The sequence below is a fragment of the Thermostichus sp. MS-CIW-34 genome, assembly GCF_054060435.1.
The window spans coordinates 52554-69709 of sequence record NZ_JBSSDE010000005.1 but is presented as its reverse complement, the minus strand read 5'-3'; the positions used below and the strand labels follow the sequence as shown (position 1 = coordinate 69709).

The 17156-nt window shown below is 59.8% G+C and carries 18 protein-coding genes; 4 read left to right on the top strand and 14 right to left on the bottom strand.

The genetic code is table 11. From position 1 onward, the window contains the following. Nucleotides 1-276 precede the first annotated feature (276 nt). Nucleotides 277-1290 carry a tRNA (adenosine(37)-N6)-dimethylallyltransferase MiaA gene (gene miaA, locus ACVWYY_RS02975; protein WP_457403602.1) on the top strand — a complete coding sequence of 338 codons (1014 nt, stop codon included), beginning with the start codon at nucleotides 277-279 and terminating at the stop codon, nucleotides 1288-1290. On the opposite strand, the gene menD is transcribed toward miaA, so the two are convergent. Both menD and ACVWYY_RS02965 read right to left on the bottom strand, forming a co-directional pair. Further along, complete coding sequence (gene menD, locus ACVWYY_RS02970; protein WP_457439549.1) at nucleotides 1214-3034, bottom strand: 2-succinyl-5-enolpyruvyl-6-hydroxy-3-cyclohexene-1-carboxylic-acid synthase; 1821 nt, start codon at nucleotides 3032-3034, stop codon at nucleotides 1214-1216. The genes miaA and menD overlap by 77 nt on opposite strands. Then, nucleotides 3031-3939, bottom strand: a complete 909-nt coding sequence (locus ACVWYY_RS02965) for a cyanophycinase (RefSeq protein ID WP_148202746.1) — start codon at nucleotides 3937-3939, stop codon at nucleotides 3031-3033. Before ACVWYY_RS02965 ends, menD begins: the two co-directional genes overlap by 4 nt. A 188-nt stretch (nucleotides 3940-4127) precedes the next feature. Here ACVWYY_RS02965 and ACVWYY_RS02960 point away from each other — a divergent pair, with 188 nt between their 5' ends. Next, on the top strand, nucleotides 4128-4370 hold the full coding sequence (locus ACVWYY_RS02960; protein ID WP_011433628.1) for a hypothetical protein: 243 nt from the start codon (nucleotides 4128-4130) through the stop codon (nucleotides 4368-4370). A 124-nt stretch (nucleotides 4371-4494) separates the two neighbouring features. On the opposite strand, the gene ACVWYY_RS02955 is transcribed toward ACVWYY_RS02960, so the two are convergent. From ACVWYY_RS02955 to ACVWYY_RS02905, 11 genes are all read right to left on the bottom strand, one after another. After that, on the bottom strand, nucleotides 4495-4827 hold the full coding sequence (locus ACVWYY_RS02955; protein WP_414387847.1) for a fasciclin domain-containing protein: 333 nt from the start codon (nucleotides 4825-4827) through the stop codon (nucleotides 4495-4497). A gap of 288 nt (nucleotides 4828-5115) precedes the next feature. Then, on the bottom strand, nucleotides 5116-5340 hold the full coding sequence (locus ACVWYY_RS02950; RefSeq protein WP_011433626.1) for a DUF3134 family protein: 225 nt from the start codon (nucleotides 5338-5340) through the stop codon (nucleotides 5116-5118). Between the two features lie 107 nt (nucleotides 5341-5447). Continuing rightward, nucleotides 5448-6785, bottom strand: coding sequence for a UDP-N-acetylmuramoyl-tripeptide--D-alanyl-D-alanine ligase (locus ACVWYY_RS02945; RefSeq protein WP_457439547.1), 1338 nt, complete (start codon nucleotides 6783-6785; stop codon nucleotides 5448-5450). Between the two features lie 285 nt (nucleotides 6786-7070). After that, entirely contained in the window at nucleotides 7071-7787 is a 717-nt protein-coding gene (gene rpiA, locus ACVWYY_RS02940; protein WP_457439546.1) for a ribose 5-phosphate isomerase A, read from the bottom strand. A gap of 50 nt (nucleotides 7788-7837) precedes the next feature. Then, nucleotides 7838-9238, bottom strand: coding sequence for a 30S ribosomal protein S12 methylthiotransferase RimO (gene rimO, locus ACVWYY_RS02935; RefSeq protein ID WP_457439544.1), 1401 nt, complete (start codon nucleotides 9236-9238; stop codon nucleotides 7838-7840). Between the two features lie 133 nt (nucleotides 9239-9371). After that, entirely contained in the window at nucleotides 9372-10193 is an 822-nt protein-coding gene (cbiQ, locus tag ACVWYY_RS02930) for a cobalt ECF transporter T component CbiQ (RefSeq protein WP_457439542.1), read from the bottom strand. Further along, on the bottom strand, nucleotides 10180-10881 hold the full coding sequence (gene cbiM, locus ACVWYY_RS02925) for a cobalt transporter CbiM (protein WP_457396142.1): 702 nt from the start codon (nucleotides 10879-10881) through the stop codon (nucleotides 10180-10182). The genes cbiQ and cbiM overlap by 14 nt, the downstream gene beginning before the upstream one ends. Before the next feature lie 8 nt (nucleotides 10882-10889). Then, nucleotides 10890-11483 carry a hypothetical protein gene (locus tag ACVWYY_RS02920; protein WP_457439540.1) on the bottom strand — a complete coding sequence of 198 codons (594 nt, stop codon included), beginning with the start codon at nucleotides 11481-11483 and terminating at the stop codon, nucleotides 10890-10892. A gap of 67 nt (nucleotides 11484-11550) precedes the next feature. After that, complete coding sequence (locus ACVWYY_RS02915) at nucleotides 11551-12348, bottom strand: DUF4382 domain-containing protein (protein WP_457439538.1); 798 nt, start codon at nucleotides 12346-12348, stop codon at nucleotides 11551-11553. A 299-nt stretch (nucleotides 12349-12647) separates the two neighbouring features. Further along, the gene (locus ACVWYY_RS02910; protein WP_457403591.1) at nucleotides 12648-13418 is read right to left on the bottom strand and encodes an SH3 domain-containing protein; all 771 of its coding nucleotides are present in this window, start codon (nucleotides 13416-13418) and stop codon (nucleotides 12648-12650) included. Between the two features lie 226 nt (nucleotides 13419-13644). After that, nucleotides 13645-14025 (bottom strand): hypothetical protein, encoded by a 381-nt coding sequence (locus ACVWYY_RS02905; protein ID WP_011433618.1) that lies wholly within the window; start codon nucleotides 14023-14025, stop codon nucleotides 13645-13647. Between the two features lie 475 nt (nucleotides 14026-14500). Here ACVWYY_RS02905 and ACVWYY_RS02900 point away from each other — a divergent pair, with 475 nt between their 5' ends. After that, complete coding sequence (locus tag ACVWYY_RS02900; protein WP_457396140.1) at nucleotides 14501-15202, top strand: response regulator transcription factor; 702 nt, start codon at nucleotides 14501-14503, stop codon at nucleotides 15200-15202. 325 nt (nucleotides 15203-15527) lie between these two features. Here ACVWYY_RS02900 and ACVWYY_RS02895 read toward each other — a convergent pair whose 3' ends face one another. After that, nucleotides 15528-16376 (bottom strand): ABC transporter ATP-binding protein, encoded by an 849-nt coding sequence (locus ACVWYY_RS02895; protein ID WP_011433616.1) that lies wholly within the window; start codon nucleotides 16374-16376, stop codon nucleotides 15528-15530. A gap of 452 nt (nucleotides 16377-16828) precedes the next feature. On the opposite strand from ACVWYY_RS02895, the gene ACVWYY_RS02890 reads away from it, so the two are divergent. Beyond that, nucleotides 16829-17107 carry a hypothetical protein gene (locus ACVWYY_RS02890; RefSeq protein ID WP_011431115.1) on the top strand — a complete coding sequence of 93 codons (279 nt, stop codon included), beginning with the start codon at nucleotides 16829-16831 and terminating at the stop codon, nucleotides 17105-17107. The last annotated feature ends 49 nt before the right edge of the window (nucleotides 17108-17156 follow it).

Below are 17156 nucleotides of genomic sequence, written 5' to 3'. Positions count from 1 at the left end.
AGCAACCCTGTTCCAATTGCCCGTCCAATCTGGCTGAGGCCGCGCCTTGCGAACAACTCTAGCCGGAGAGGTAAAAACTGCGCCACTGGCTGCGGCTGTGGCCCATTGACCCTCAAAACCGTCGAAGCAGGAATGTAGGATGAGATCAGCACAGCAAAAAAGCAGGGTAGCAGGTAACCGATCCTAACCCAAAGAGACAAGGTTCTTCGAGAATCTTAATCTGGTCTCTGAGGAAAGTTGCTTGCCAGTCTGCCCTGCCGATGGTTTGGGTAGCGAATGCGCATTACCCTCGAGAATGGCATTCCCGCTGCAGCAGCTTCCGACCGGACAGAATGGCCGGGATTGATCGTCATTGCCGGCCCCACGGCCACCGGGAAATCTCGACAGGCACTGCTTTTGGCCCAACGGCTGGGATCCCCGTTGTTGAATGCGGACTCTCGCCAGGTCTACCGCGAGTTCGACATCGGCACAGCCAAGCCTACCCCTGCTGAGCGGGCTCTCTGGCCCCACGAGCTGATTGACTTTGTGGATCCCCGCCACACCTACACGGTGGCCGAGTTCCAACAGGCGGCCCAAACCCGCATCGCCGAGGCCCATCGGCAGGGACAGACTCCCATCTTGGTGGGGGGCACCGGTCTCTACATCCAATCGGTGACTGCTGGCCTAGGGATCCCTGCGGTACCTCCGCAGCCCCAACTGAGAACACAACTGGAAACTTGGCCCCCTGAGATCCGCTACGCCTGGCTGCAGCAGTTGGATCCCGTTGCCGCCCAGCACATTCATCCCCATGACGCAGTGCGCACGCTGCGTGCTTTGGAGATCGTTTACACCACCGGGAAGCCGGCTTCCAGCCTACGGCAGGCCCATCCCCCCCACTACCCCATCTTGATCCTGGGGCTGCGCTGCCCAATGCCCCGTTTGGAACAACGCATTGCCCGGCGCACGGCAGAGATGATGGAGCGGGGGTGGATCGAGGAGGTGAAAACCCTGCGGGAGCGCTACGGGCCAGACTTACCCCTCTTGCAGACCTTGGGCTATGCGGAGATCGGCGCTTACCTGGAGGGGCGGATCCCGGAAGCCGAGCTGCAGCCCCTGATTGTGCGGCGCACCCGCCAATTTGCCAAGCGGCAGATGACCTGGTTCCGGGCCCTGCCAGGGATCCAGTGGCTGGACTGCGAAGCTGAGGATTTGCCGGAGCAGATCTGGAAGCAGGTCAAGGCTTGGATGGCAGCTCCGACCACTGTTGAAACCAGTCCCGCCGCCGCTGAGCATCGGCTTTTCGATCCGTAAGGATCTCCAACACCCGCACCCGTTGGGCAGGTAAGGGATCCAAAGCTTGGGCCAGCTCCTGCCAGCTTTCCACCCGCCGGTGGGGAATGCCGTGGGCTTGGCAGAGGAGGGCAAGATCCACCGACTGGGGAGTAGCAAAGTAGGGCTCAAAGGGCGGATCTGGCCCTTGACGGCCCACTTCAGCAATGGGCAGCAGCTCGAAAATCCCACCCCCCTGGTTGTTGATGAGGAGAATGGTCAGGGATCCCTGCAGGTGAGGGCCAAGCCGCAGGCCGCCGCAGTCGTGCAAAAAGGCCAGATCCCCGGTTAGCAACACCGTCGGGCGCTGCCGGTGGGCCACCCCGAAGGCGGTAGAGAGAAGGCCATCGATGCCGTTGGTGCCGCGGTTGAAGTAGGGCCGGATGCGGCGGTCGTTGGGGGGCCAAAACCACTCCACATCCCGCACCGGCGTGCTGTTGGCAATAAACAGCGGAGTCTCTGGGGGCAAGTGGTGGGCCAGCCACCAGGCAACCTTGCCTTCAAACCACTCCGATAGGTCAGTCATGGCCTGGTCTAGGGCAGCACGGATTTGCGCTTCCGCTGTCAGCCAGCCCTGCAGAAAAGTTGTTCGCTTGGCCGGCGCTTCCGGGATCCCGGCGACCCACTCCTCTACGGCGAAAGGCAAGTGGGTGGTGGGGTTGTGCAGGGGATCCCCATTCTCAGGGCGGGGATCCAACCGCCAAACGCGGGGAGCAACCTTGGCCAGGGTTTGCCGCAGCGCTTTGCTGGTGGGCAGGGATCCCAGTTGGATGACTTGCTGCGGCCAAAGCTGGGGATCATCCCGCTGCAGGATGAGGTCGTAGGTGGTGATGAGATAGGGGTTGAGGGAAGCGTAGTTCCGCAGGGGAGAAAGCCCCTCCGCCAGCACCGGCCAGCCCAAAGCCGTCGCCAAACGGGCCACTGCCTCCACATAGCGCTGGGGATCCAGCGGTTGAGCCGGCCCCGCCAAGATCACCCCCCGCTCACAGCCGCGCCACTCCTGCCAAAAAGAAGCTGTCTCCGTCTGCAGAGGGCTCCGCACCGCCTGGAAGGAAGAGCCGGTGCATGGCGGAACAACTCCACGAAAAAAGGTCTTCTCAAACTCCGGATCTTCCTGCAAATGAATCAAAGGCGCAGTGCTGCCGTCAGCAATGGGAGCCAGGGGATCCCGGAAGGGCACATTCAAATGCACAGGGCCGGGGAAGGGGTAAAGGGTGCGCTCCCAGGCGTGCACTAGGGTTTGGCGCAGGTAGGCCAGGGCTTCTGGAGCCGCGCTGGGCACGGCCAATTCCGCCTGCCAGTTGGGGTAATGGCCGTAGAGCTTCACTTGGTCAATTGCTTGGCCGGCGCGACAGTGGCGCAGCTCTGGAGGCCGATCCGCCGTCAGGATCAACAGGGGAAAGCCACTTTCGGCTGCCTCAAGGAGAGCCGGGAAAAAGTGGGCGGCAGCACTGCCAGAAGTACACACCAGGGGGATGGGCTGCCGGGTTTGCTGGGCCAACCCCAGAGCAAAAAAGGCTGCCGACCGCTCATCCAGCACCGGGATCGCCTCGATGTCGGGGTGCTGGGCCAGGGCGTAGGTCAGGGGGGCTGAGCGGGATCCCGGAGACACCACCGCTAAACGGCAACCCAGCCGACTCAAGGTTTCGGCCAATAGGGATCCCCAGAGGGTGTTGAGGTTGCGCCAGTCCAGCCGCCTCGGCAGGACAAAGTTTTCACCGGTCACAGCGGAGACAAGGTGTTGAGATCGAATCGGGATCCCGGCGGCAAAAAGTGAATGCGGGCATTGTGCAGCCGAAAATACTCATCCGCTGCCGCCTCCTGAACAGTCGAGTACAGTTGTGTCCCGTCCACAATTGTCACTGTGCCCAAGCCGATCACCTCCATCACATCGTCGGCCTGGATCACCACCGCCGTATTCTCGTCAATGCCGATGCCCAGACATTGGGGGTAGTGGGCCACCGCCGTAACCAGCCGCACCAGGCGATTGCGCTGATGGAAATGTTGATCGATGATGACGCGAGGCAAAAGGCCCAAGCCCGTCTTCACCGTTACAATTGCCGGCGTGGGCGGTTCTCCGCTGTAGCCGCGGGAGATCATCTGCTGCCCCAACGCAGAAGCTCCGGCGCTGGTTCCGGCAATTACCGTCTGCCCCCGCTGCCACTGCTGTCGAATGGCCTCCATCAGCTCGCTGTGGGCCAGCACCTCCGCCAGCCGCTCCTGATCCCCACCCGTAAAGTAGATGCCGGTGGAGAAGCGGATTTTCTCAACGTTATCGGGATCCCTCGCCTCCATCGGGCTGCGGATATCTAGAACTTGGAGGCTGGCCGCCCCCATCTGCTGAAAAATGTTGGCGTAGATCTCCCCCAGCACCGCCGGGATCCCAGAAGCCGCGGGCACGATGGTGATGTGGGCAGACTTTCCCCCCGCTCGGCGGAAGAATTCCCAAAGGATGTGGCGCTCATTTTCCTTGTCCTCTGCTCCCCCGACGGCGATGATGTCGGAACGGGCGGTGATGGGATCCTTCACGGTAGAGCGGCTCAGGGGTTGGGCGTCGTTTGTCGGGGTGGAAGGAACTCCGTTCCACTCCAGCTCACGGTGGGCAGCAGAAACATCAGGCAAATGGGGCATGGAGCGCGAGGAAGATTAAAATGAGCACATTTCACTTTCACTATGCTACGGCTTGGGATTCGGTTTGGCGCAGCTCAATTCCAGATTTCACGGAAGAGTCAGGGGTTGGTTAGGGGTCTCAAAAGGGGGAATAATGTTCATAAGAACACCCCTCGTCTCGTCCTTCGGTTCACCCAGCAGGAGCATCCATGGCCAGAAAACCTGACGGATATCTTGTCCACATCATGCTGGAAGGTGGACAAACCATGCAGGTACGGGTCAAAGAAGCCAGAGAATACACCGAGCTGATCAACAACCTCATGGTGGGCGGCGAAGAGTTCATCACCTTGCCCAAGCAAATGGACAATGAGTACATGATCGTGCGTCCTCAACGGGTGTCCGGCGTGTCGGTGGAGGCGATCTACGCTTCCAGCGTTGGCATCGACCTATGAAATTGGGGATCCCTTGCCCAAAGAACGGAATAGCTGGGGATCCCAATACAAAACCCCCGCCACCAGAGCAGGGGCTGCCAGAGGGCTAGACCCTGAAGGGCCTAGAATCCATGGCGTTGGTAGGTCACCCTTGTGGAGGCAAGATCACCTTGTCGATCACGTGGATGACACCGTTGGAAGCTTCAATGTCGGCTGTTACCACATTGGCATCGTTGACCTTGACACCATCAGCCAAAGAGATTTCCACAGGGGATCCCTCGACCGTAACCACTTCCCCAGCTTCCAAAGAGGTAGAGAGAACTTTGCCGGGCACTGCATGGTAAGTGAGAAATCGAAAAAAGTCCCCGAAAAAGATGTTTCTACTGCCCCAAGATGCTTTCTTACAAAGGCTGCGGGGGTATCTTCCACTAAGGTTAGATTTGCAACAATCATCGCAGGGTGGTGGTGAGCAATCCAAAACAGGCTGAAAAAGGATCCCTTGAGGCTGAGGGATCAGTTACGTTTGTCTGCATCTATAGTCATTCTGATTCAAACTAAAACGCTGCACCCACACCTGAAGCGTTGAATGCGCGGGGCTGGAAGACTTTTCTTGGTAGCTCAGGCGTCTCACTCTAACCTGAAACGACTGTACTGTTTTGTTTGCTCGAGCTGTCTATCCAGCGGCAGCACAAAAAATAACACCCTCACGGTGCCGAGCAAAGGGATAAATGAGTTAACGAGCTCGTAATAATCCTGGCAGTTGTGCTTACTCTTCTTCCGGCTCGAAGTCTTCGTCGTAGTCGTCCCCGATCAAATCGTCGATATCGTCGATGTCTTCTTCCAAAATCATCTCAGGGACCTCAATGGGCTGCTCGATCAACCGGCCCTCTTTGCGCAACCAGTCAAGAATGGAGAGGCTGCTAGGAGAGGGCACCACCGTTGGCGGCTGATCGCGGGGCTCTTCGCGCAGAGAGGGATTGTGGTAGTACATGCCGTACGGAAAAAGGGCAGTTATCGACGAGGAATGAACTCGGCTTGGATTGATCTCCTCTCAACCGAGGGACGCGGGCTTTCCATCGATATATCCCTCAGTTTAGCCTATGCCTGCCACTCCTGCAAAAAGCGGCGCAGCACCCGATCCAGCTCAACAGCTCGCGCTGCCTTGAACAGCAGCCGATCCCCGGCTTGTACCTGATGCAGCAAGACTTCCAGCAGTTCGGATACCTCCTCGCAGCGTTCTGCCTGGGCTGCCGGTTTTTGGTCGAGCAGCGGTTGCATCTCCCCTTCCGGATCCAAGAGCAAGACCCGATCCAGCCCCAAAGGGGCAGCCGCCCGACCCACCTCCGCATAGAGCTGAGGTGCATGCTCTCCCAACTCCCGCATTGGGCCGAGAATAGCCCAGCGCCGTTTCCCCGGGGTTTGAGCCAATAGGTGCAGAGCCGCAATCATCGCTTCCGGCGAGGCATTGTAGGTTTCATCCCAGATTTCCACATCTCCCGCCAGCTTGAGATGGCGGTTGCGCCCCTCCAGATGGGTGGGCAAGGCGATGGGTTCTCGGAGCCGCTCCCAATCCAGCCCCAAGCTGCGCAAAGCAGCCAGCACCCCCATCCAGTTGAGGGCATGATGCCTTCCCGGCAGAGGCACCGGCAGCGTTAGGCCCTCCACAGTTACCGTTTGGGCTTGGGGATCCCATTCTCCCCGTAAGTCCCCCCGATCCAGACCATAGGTAAGGGTTTGTCCCGACCACAGGCTGGCGGCGGTAGACAACAGCAAGGGATCTTCTCCATTCAGCAGAGCCACCCCCTGCCCTAGCTCCTGCAGCAGCTCGCACTTGGCAGCAGCAATGGCCGCGCGGGATCCCAGTCTGCCGATGTGGGCGGTGCCAATATGGGTGATCAAGGCGTGGGTGGGTTGAGCCATCTGAGCCAGCCGGCGAATTTCTCCGGGGCCGCGCATGGCCATTTCCAGAACCACAAACTGATGCTCCGGTTGCATCTGGAGCAGTGTTTGAGCAACCCCGATGTCGTTGTTGTGGTTGGCCTCACTTTTGAGAACTGTGCCGTAGCGGGATAGGGCAGCCGCCAGCATTTCCTTGGTGGTGGTTTTGCCTGCTGAGCCCGTGATGGCTACTACGGAGGGGGGAAACTGCTCCCGCCAGCCTCTGGCAATGCGCTGGTAGGCAGCTAGGGTATCTGAGACTTGAAAATGGGGCCCAGCCACCGGACGCTGGCTGATGACGGCAACGGCCCCCCTTGCCAAAGCTTGTGGAATGAAGTCGTGTCCATCAAACCGTTCCCCCCGCAGCGCCACGAAGACTGAGCCTGGCTGGAGTTGGCGGCTGTCGGTGCAAATGGCTTGGACGGGAAGACCCAACAAATGGGGATCCCCCTGCAGGGGAGTTTGCAGCAGGTCAGCCACAGTTCGTAAGGTCAGCATCGGGCAGAAACTCCAATTCGCCTACAGCCTCTTCGTCTATGGTCATTTCAGACCCGATTGAGACATTTCCCAAGCGCTCCCCCTCACCCCCAGCCCCTCTCCCAGGGGGAGAGGGGAGTTGGGGATAGCTGTACAGCTTTTTTCAGCGTTGTTTACCACAGCCAGTGTCAATCAATCTCTTGCGTGGGAAGGCTCCCGCTTGGCTACGGAACTCCCATGAAGTCGGAAAAAGCTGTAAACCCAGTTCCTGGGCAACGCCAATACACGACTGGGTATAGGAAGTTGTCAGCTGGGTTGCAGCGTTTCGATCCCAGTCGGGAGGGCGATGATTGCCTCTTTGGCCATGCCGATGAACAGGCCATGTTCCACAACCCCCACCGTCCCTTTGAGTTGATCGGCGATCTTGGCAGGATCCGCCATGGGGCCGAATTGGCAGTCGAGGATGTAGTGCTGCTCGTCCGTCAAGTAGGGATCCCCGTTGGCATTCCGCCGTAAGGTGGCTGTGCACCCCAGAGCCTCTACCCGCGCCAAGGTGGTTTTCCAGCCAAAGCGCACCACCTCTACCGGCACCGGGAAGCGAATGCCCAACTGCGGGACTTTTTTAGAGGCATCGGCGATGATGATCAGCTCGGCAGCGCTGGCCTCCACCAATTTTTCCCGCAACAGGGCCCCTCCTGCCCCTTTGATCAGGTTCAGGGATCCCACTTCAATCTCGTCGGCCCCATCGATGGCCAGATCCAGGCGCGGCTGCTCTTCTAGGGTAGCCAGCGGGATCCCCAGGGAGCGGGCCTGTTCAGCCGTGCGCTCGGAGGTGGGCACGCCGATAATCTGGAGACCTTCGGTTTGCATCCGCTCTGCTAGGGCGCTGACAGCAAAGGCGGCTGTGGATCCCGTGCCCAGCCCCACCACCATTCCCGACTGCACCTTTTGAACTGCAGCCCGGGCTGCCGCCTGTTTCAGCTCATCTAAAGACTCGGTCCCGCTGCCGCCAAGGGTAGTCATTCCCAGCTCCTCTCCCGTGGATGAAGATCCTACCAAAGTGCTTTGCACCGCTACCGCCCGCTCCAGCTAAAACCCTCCGGCGCTGCCACCACCCGACCGAAGAGATCATAGGGCTCGGCGTGGGTGATCTGCACCGGCACCAGGGATCCCAGAGAGCCCTCCCCACGCACGTACACCACCCCGTCCACTTCGGGGGCAAAGCGAGGGGAGCGGCCAATCCACTCGCCGGTTCTGGGGTTTTCCTGCTCCAAAAGTACAGGTACCACTCGGCCCACCTGCTCGCGGTTGCGGCGGAAGGCAATGCCTTGCTGCAGTTGCATTAGACGGGCGCGGCGCTCTTGTTTGACAGCCTCTGGAACCTGATGGGGGAGGTGGTAGGCAGGGGTGCCCTCTTCGGGAGAAAAGGTAAACACCCCCACATGGTCAAACTGATGGCGCTGGACAAAGTCTAGTAGATGCTGGAAGTGCTCCTCCGTCTCCCCAGGAAAGCCGACGATAAAGCTGGTGCGCAGCACGGCATTGGGCAACGCCTGGCGCAGCCGCTCGATCACCCGGTCGTTGACCTGCCCTTGCCAGGGGCGATTCATGGCCTTGAGGATCTCAGGATGGCTGTGCTGTAAAGGCAGATCCAGGTAAGGCAGGAAATTGGCGGTCTCTTGAATGGCCTCCACCACAGCGGGGGTAATGCCCGTGGGGTAGGCGTAGAGCATGCGGATCCAGGGAATGGGGATCTGGCCCAGGGCGCGGATAAGCTCAGCCAAGCGCGGCTCCCCGTAGAGCTCGATCCCGTAGTGGGTGGTGATCTGGGAAATCAAAATCAGCTCCCGCACTCCTTCCTCGGCCAGCTGTTCTGCTTCCCGGAGGATGGACTCGATGGAGCGAGAGCGTTGGTCGCCCCGCAAGTGGGGGATGATGCAGAAAGAGCAGCGGTAGTTACAGCCCTCAGCTACCCGCAGGTAGGCCACCGGCGCGTGGGTGGTGCGGTAGCGGGGGACAGTCTCATCGGCAATGTAATCCAGGCTAGAAGTAACAGCATTGACCCGCTCTCCCCGCTCCACCCGCTCGATGATTTGGACGATCTGGTGATAGTCGCCCGTACCCACGATAGCCACCGCCTCCGGGATCTCCTGCAGCAGCTCCTCCTGGAAGTGCTGCGCCAGGCAGCCGGCAATGATGATCTTTTTGCCTTGTACCGCCAGCTCCATCAGGGTACTGACCGACTCCCGTCGCGCTGCCTCGATGAAGCTACAGGTGTTGACAATCACATAGTTAGCGCTCTCTTCGTCCCCATCCACCCGGTAGCCCGCTTGGGCCAGCAGGCCCAGCATGTGCTCGGTGTCCACCCGGTTTTTCTCACAGCCCAGGTGCAAGATGGCAACGGCCGGGGCCTCCGGCGCCAAACGGGAGGGGCTGCGGAAGGGCGTAGGCAGGGTGCTTTCTAACCGGTTCATCAGGAGGCCAAGAAGCTGGCAGAAACGGACAACAATCGATGGGGCTTTCCTATTCTAGTCCCAGTTGGATTTCCCCTCGCTTTTGCAGGGGGGCAGCAGATGGCCCTCTGTTTCTAAGCCCAAGCGGCTAGTCCTAAAATTGCGTCCACACCAAGCCCACCGACACCACCACTGCCAGGCCGCTGGCCGCCCAGCTCCAGGGATCCCCGCCAGCCGCCGTCGAAAACAGAGGTGCCCGTCCGTAGCCCCGCAGTCGCAGCGCCTGATAGGTGCGCTCGGAGCGCTCGTAGCTGCGCACCAACAGGGTGCCCACCGAAGCAGCCAGGAAGGGTAGGTCTTGCCTCAAAGCCGGCCCAGGACGCCACAGGGATCCCCGCGGTCGCCAACCCCTCAGCCGGGCTGCCCGTTGCATCTGCTGCCACTGAGCGGCTACCTCCTGCAAATAGCGCTGGGTGAGCCAGGCCAGTTCCAGCAGGAGGTCTGGGATCCCCAGTTGCCGCAACGCTGCCAACAGTTCCGATGTGGGGGTGGTCTCCAGCAGCAGCATCGTGAGGGCAAATAGGGCCAGCCCTCTCCCCCCAATGCGAAGCGCCATCTGCAGCCCCTCCCAACGCAGAGCCAGGGATCCCCAGCGCCACAGGATGGTTTCCCCCGCCCAGAAGGGTAGGATCCCCATCAACCCTGCCACCAACAGCCCTGGGGCTGCCAGCCGCCTCAGCCCGAGGCTCCAAGGCAATCCCGACAGGCTCCACAGTCCAGCCACCAGCGCCCAGATGAGCGGCAAGAGGGCCAGGCACCTCACCGAGGCGAAAGCCGCCATCAGCGCCATCAGGCCCAGCACCTTGGGCAGAGGTTGCCACCGGTGCAGCCAGGAAAGGGGTTTGGAGGGGTGAGGATGGGATTGTTGACCGCGCCAGCAGCAAGGGATCCCTGAGCCGGCTTCATCTCTTGCCATACTCTCCCAGCAGCGCCGGTTGTACCCGCTGCAAAAACAGCACCACCCAACTGGTGAACAACCCCTCCACCACCATCAGAGGGATGTGGGCCACCACCAAGCTCCCAAGAGCCAGGCGACCGGCTTCTGTGGAGAGGATCCCGCTGCCAGCGTCAACCACAGCAGCCATGACCACCCCGTAAAACAACAGCACTGCTAGACCCACCCCAACCGCTCCCGCCAAGAAGGCAGACACTCCGGCCCCCATCACCCGACGGCCTGCCCGAAAAATCCCACCGGCCAGGAGCGCCGGGATCCCCATAATGGCGGCGTTGATGCCCAATGTGGTCAGGCCCCCATGGCCAAAGGCCACCGCCTGAAAAAACAAGCCCACTACAATCGCCGGATAGGCCAAAGCCCCCAACATCAGACCCATCAACCCGTTCAGCACCAGATGCAGGCTGGCCGGGGGAAAGGGCAGGTGAATCGAAGAGGCCACAAAAAAGACAGCCGTGAGCAAAGCCGCTTTGGGCAACTGGTCGCGACAGCGTTGCGTAGCAATATGGCGGGGATCCCGTTCCCACCAAGGACATTGCTCGGCAACGCCGGCGCGACGGAGAAGCCGCAAGCTGTAGCTGGTGATGAGAGCGGTGATGCCATAGCCCCCCAGCCAAAGCGGTGCCGGCAAAATGCCATCGCTGATGTGCATGGCCAGTCCTACTCCAGAGCGGAGGGGCTAACCTGTGATGACCCCGGAGATGCTGAAACCGATGGGCTCTCCACCGCTCCATAAACAGACTGACGCGGCCTGGAGAAGAACAGAGCTGTGCCCAGACAGCCCCAAATGACACAGGCGGCCATAACCCCCCGCTGCAAAGGCCCAAAGGGTGGGGAAGCGCTGGGGATCCCTTCTGTCTGAGGGAACTCCTCGCCCACCGGCACGTTGACCAACACCCCATGCCCCGCCTGGCGAATCCGCACCTGCCAGAGGCCCGTCAGGTTGGGATCCGGCTGCAGCAGAAATCGTCCCCGCGCATCCGTCTGTCCCTCCTGCCAAGGGGTAGTGGGATCCGTTGGCGCAAACACCGTTACCTGCGCAGAACGCATCGGTTCGCCAGAATCGTAGCGGGCCTGGATCTCAAAAGCGGGAACTGCCCGCCAAGAGGCCTCCACCCCGTGGCCCCAAGCGGGAGCAGACAGGAGCAGGCCGAAAGCCAGCAAGCTCAACCGTGCTCCGCATCGCTGACGCGACGCCGCAATCAGGCTCAGTCGGCAGGAAGGGATCCAAAGTTTTGGCCAGACTCGGTTCATTGGTTAGCTGAGGACAGACGACAATCTCTATGCTCTGCAGGCGACCGGTCTTAGAAAAGCCAAGACTTCAGGGCGAAGACTCTGTCTGGGCAGGGCCAGAGGCAGCGCGGCAGTGGCCTTCCCCCACATGGCCCAAGTGGTGCAGGATCTCCAATACGGCCTTAGCCGCAGGGGATCCCTCCTGCAGATCCCCCCAGTCCACTTCCAGAAGGTCGGATCCCCCCCCAGTGCTCCGCGCCGCTGACGCGGCCAGCCGCTGCTCCAGGGAGACAGGATCCAACTTCACCAAAGGGGCAAACCCCAGAGCTGCTTGATTGAGGCTGTCGTTGAGGGGCAAGCTTCCATCTCCAAACAGGTGGTCGAAATGGAAGGTGACCTCCAGATCTGCCACCTGGCCGACGCGCACAAAGCCTTTGCGCTCCTCCCCCACATACTCTCCGCAGGTGAAGGCCACCTCAGGGCTGAACTTGAGCACAAACGGCATCTCCCCAGCCCCTTCCTTTGTCGGTCGGGCTTGGCCTTCGATCCAGAGGGAATAGCCCTTTGCCGGCCCCTCCAGTGCTGGCACCAGCCGCCACCCCAGGGCGTTGTAGTGGCCAGGGGGTGCCTCTAGGGATCCCAGTAAGGCCCGCTCCGCCGGGGGAGCCGTGATCAAATCAACCGTGATGGGGCCGGAGAGGCTGACCAATGCCCGTGCCAGCAAATCTGCATTTCCTTCCGGATCAAAGGGCGGATCGGTTTGGTAGGCGGCTATGTCCGCCAGCGTCACGTACACGTGCTCAAAGCTCAGTTCCCAGCCGTCTTTGGAGACAAACCCCTCCCGAATGAAGTCCTCGCCGTTGGCCCAAAACTCCAGAGTACCCATCTCTGCCTTTGCTTGGGCTAGGGGTGCTTCCTGCCTGACCTTTTCCGCTCCAGCGTTAGAAGCCGGTCGGCAGGCGCCTAGAGAGAAGGCCAACCCAAGGGCCAGAAAGGGTAAAGCTAACCCCTTGCCCCAGGGATCCCTTGTTGAAGCACCAAGCCGAAATGGAGTGTGTTTCACCAGTTCCCCTGCCAAGGACTCGGTCCCGATGACGCAAACGGCACTGCTCTAGCGAAACACAGGCTTCCCTGGTGTTACAATCCCCCACCAGGGCATCTGTAGGGCTATGCCTATGGCAAGGGCTACTCCTGCGCCAGATTCCCCGCCCGCACCCAACCTTCCTGCCCATTCTGACGGCGAATGCGCTGCCAACGGCCATCTTCGCTGAGGCCCAGCACCGTCACCACCTCGTTCATGGGCACACCACCAATGTAGGTTCCCTCCCGCTCTGGAGTGGCCCGCAGCGCCAGGCCAATGGGCTCGATCACCCGTCCCCGCTCACCTGGGGAAACCACTGCTGCCGTGGGGGGTCGAGTCGGCAAAGGAGTTGATTCAGGGTTGGGTTCAACTGTGGGAGCTGGAGAAGTTGAGGCTGAAACACCATCCACAGGGCCCAAATTGCCGGCGCGCACCCAGCCCTCCTGTCCATTCAGCTCCCGCCGCACCCGTTGCCAACGACCATCGGCGCTGTACTCCAACACCGTCACCGTTTCCCCCACCACAATTCCCCCTTGGTAGGCTCCATCGGCAGAAGGTTGGCTGCGGATGGCCAGGCCAATGGGCTCGATCACCCGCCCACGGCTGCCGGGGGGAAATCCCTCAGGGTCAACAGTGCCTGCAGCAGGGCCAGAGGGGGGAGAGGGAAAACTGGCTGGGCGGGGCAAGGGATCCAAGCGCACCGCCTGCGGAAATTGAGGCGGGGCAGGGGGGGCCAACATGGGGGCGACGAGCTGCCACAACTGCCAAGCCAAGGCGGCCAGAGCCCCAACCGAGACACTCACCACCACCAAGGTGCCCAAGGGAAAACCGCCAGAAGCAGGAGAAGAACGGCCTCGCATCGGGTAGTTAGCCATCCGAAATACCTTCCCGCAATGCTGCAGGCAAGAATCCGCAGAGAAGATGGGATCCCCGTCAAAACCGGGGATTTACGAAAGCCAGAGCACGACTGCTGCGCAACGCTGACGTGATTGCATCCCAATGTATCGTGTTCCGCAGCGCTCTTGCTAGGCCTGTGCAGAGGAATCGCAACGCTGACGGGGCGACGCGACCCCAGAGGGCAAGGGCGTCGGAGATTAGCTTCTACTTATTGGTGTTGGTGAACTTATTCTGCCAGTCGGTCGTCAAAATCTCTCGGCCAAATACCCATCCTGCCAGAAGGAGGGGCAATGCCAAGCCCAGAAAGCCAAAAAGACTGACCACCTGAGCCACTTGCCGCTGGGCTTGTTTTCTCCTGGGATCCGGGATGTTGTTAGCAGCCAGCACCACTTTAGAACAAAAAGCCACCACCACCGCCCCCACCGGCCCCAAAACCAAAGAGGGCCACAGCCAAGCCGCCACTTGCGAGAATGCGTAGGCTCCGGTAAAGGGGATAATCACGAAACAAGCCAACTCTAGGATCCCCCACGTGAAGAGGGCCAACCAGACATCTTTGCGGAAGACTTCATCGGGATTGGTGTACATAAGCCTCCGGGATAAACCGCCACCTGCCACACTAAAGCGAGACTTTGAGACAGGAACAGCAGCGTCACAGCTTCCAGATTAACTCCAGGTGCTAAGGATCTTGCTTGACGGATCCTCCTTACGCTACTTTTCCCCTTGGGCAACTCAGTAAGATAATGCCCAAGATTCTTGGATAAGCCTCCGTTAATTTGGAGAGAAGGGCAGCCTTGACAAGGATGAACTCCCCCTGTGACCCCATACGTAAAGACTTGAAATAAGATTTAAGTGTTCAATCACTCATGAATTGCCTGCGCCTGTGGCCCTTTCCAGCCGAGGTTGGGGTCAAGCTTGCCCTGTTGAGAGGGCTCTTTATTCACCCGCGAGCCGAGGGCCCATCGCCTCTGCACGATTGTTGCCCATGAGCTGCCGAAGGGATCCCCACACCCCAACGCCCTGCAACCTTGTCTCCTGCTGACTTCGAGAGTGCCAAGCTGCCATGTCACGCATCCTCATCATCGATGATGATCCCAGCATTTGTGCTCTACTGCAGCGGTACTTGCAGCGGCAGGGGTATTCGGTTGAGGTGGCGATGACGGGGGCCGAGGGCTTACAGCAGTTGCGCGCTTTTCAGCCGGCCTTGGTAATTTTGGATCTGAACTTGCCGGATGTGAGCGGCTACGATCTCTGCCAGCAAATGCAAAAAGAGACCGGCGTGTACGTGTTGATGTTGACCAGCCGCGTCAGCCCTGCTGATAAGTTGCACGGATTCCAGTTGGGGGCAGATGACTACCTGACCAAGCCCTTCAGCCTGCCGGAGTTACAGGCGCGAGTGCAAGCCATTCTGCGGCGGCAACGCATGAAGACCGAAGTTGCCAGCGCACCGGTCTTGACCTTTGCCTCTTTGGTAATCGACCCGGAAACCCGAGCAGTCATCCGCGAGCAGCGCCTGATCAACTTAACAGCACTGGAGTTCGATTTGCTCTATGCTATGGCTCGACATCCGGGGCGGGTTTGGCGACGGGCTGAGCTGATTCAAGAGGTGTGGGATTTTAACCACGAGGGAGATGAACGGGTGGTCGATGTCCACATCGGCCAAATTCGCAAGAAACTAGAGACTGATACCAGCCAACCGGAGTTGATCCGCACCGTGCGTGGAGTTGGCTACAAGTTTGAGCCCCCCAGCCCCAAAGAGGGGTAGGCAGAGAAAAAGTTGGTATCCTCCCCGGCCTAAGCGCGAGAGCAGGACGGAGTTATCGGGCCGAGACTTGTTGCGCACCGGGTCATTTCAAGTCGAGCCAAATTGAAACACTCGCCAACTCACCTCCAGTCTTTCTCCTTTTGAGAGAGGGAAGGCGGGGATCAGTACGGCGAAACAGGTTCACCCCGCGCCATTCCAATAAACGCGCTATTCCAATAAAAAAATAAGATGACCAGAGTGTAGAACTGCAACGCTCAATGCCCCACTCCAGCAAGACACAGTTTTTGCGCCTGGGGGATGAAAGTGCCAGCATCCTTTGGGTTCTCTAATCCAGGCGGCGGCCCGTCAAACGCACAAAAATGTCTTCTAAGTTGGCCGGGCGCACCATGAGGCCGGTTTTGTCGGGTTCTGCCTCCAACTGCCGCTGAGCTTCCGCCAAGCTGGGGAAAAAGGTGTACTCCACCTCCCGGCCAGGACAGGATCGCACCAGCAGGGCCTCTCCATACTTGGCCCGCAGTTGCTCGGTGCTGCCCAACTCGATTAACCTTCCCCCATCCATGATGCCGATGCGGTCGCACAGCTCTTCTGCCTCCTCCATGTAGTGGGTGGTAATCAGCAAGGTCATGCCCTGCCGATTGAGATCCCGCAAGATCTCCCACAACAGCCGCCGCGCCTGGGGATCCAACCCGACAGTGGGCTCGTCCAAAAACAAAATCTGGGGGCGATGCAGTAACGCCCTGGCCACCTGCAAGCGTCGTTTCATTCCCCCTGAGAGGGTTTTCACTTTGTCTTGCCGGCGATCCGCCAGCCGCACATACTCCAGCCATTCATCGATGCGCCGTTGCCGCTCTGGGTTGGGGATGTGGTGCATACGCCCGTGGAACTCCAGGTTTTCCCAAACGGTCAGCTCTGCCTCTAGGGTGATAGGCTGCAGAACTACGCCAATTTGCTGCCGCACCGCCACCGGATCCCGCACCACGTCATACCCCCCCACCCGGATGGATCCCTGGCTGGGTCGGGTAAGGCTAGTAAGCATGCGGATGGTGGTGGATTTGCCAGCGCCGTTGGGCCCCAACAGGGCAAACACTTCCCCCTGGGGGATCTGCAGGCTCAAATCCTGAACGGCAACCTGCTGCCCAAAGCGCTTCCACACCCCCTGCATTTCCACCGCCACCGTCTTGGTTTGGGGCAAGGCTGGGGCCGTCGAAAGAGCTGTCACAGTCCGCTCCGGTAAAGTGTAAAGAAATCTTTATTCTCCAGCATACGCCAGCCGTGTCAGCAAGCTGCAGGTCTTATCAGGGATCCCTGCTGCTGGCAGCAGTCTGGGTTGTCTCTTGAGCTTTTGCGTGGCTGTGATTTCGTTCTCTGGGGTTTTTCTCTGGATCTTGCAAAATAGTACACATTGCGTCTGAAGGGTGAACCGCACTCCCAAGACAACACCTGTACAGACTCTGGAAGGGGAAATTGGGCTGGATAGCTCATGGCATATCTGTACGTATCTGTACGTATGGGTAACAATAAAGACACAAGCTTGAGGGGGCTAGCTATTCGGCGGGGGGCCTTCCCTGGGCGAAGCGACTCCCCTTCAGCATTGGCCGATAGCTTCTACCGACAAATCTAAGCAAAATGCAGAGCAAAGACCGGTTCGACCAAATTGACTTCCGGCTGGATCGCCTGGTTGGGGCTGTGTTGACCCTGGCCGAGACCGTCAGCTTCGTCAAGGATGACCTAACCCATCTGAAAGCCATTGTTCAACAACAGGTGCTGATATCCCAGGAGCAGAGCACTTGGCTGGGAGAGTTAAAGGCAATATGTCAACAGCAAGCCGATACAGCTCGTCGCCAATCTGAGACGATTGAGCGGATCATCGCCCATCTCCTGCCCGCTCAGGATCCCAAGTCTTGAAGGATCAGAGGGCAACCTGGGGGCGTGCCACAATGGCAGCAGAGCTGAG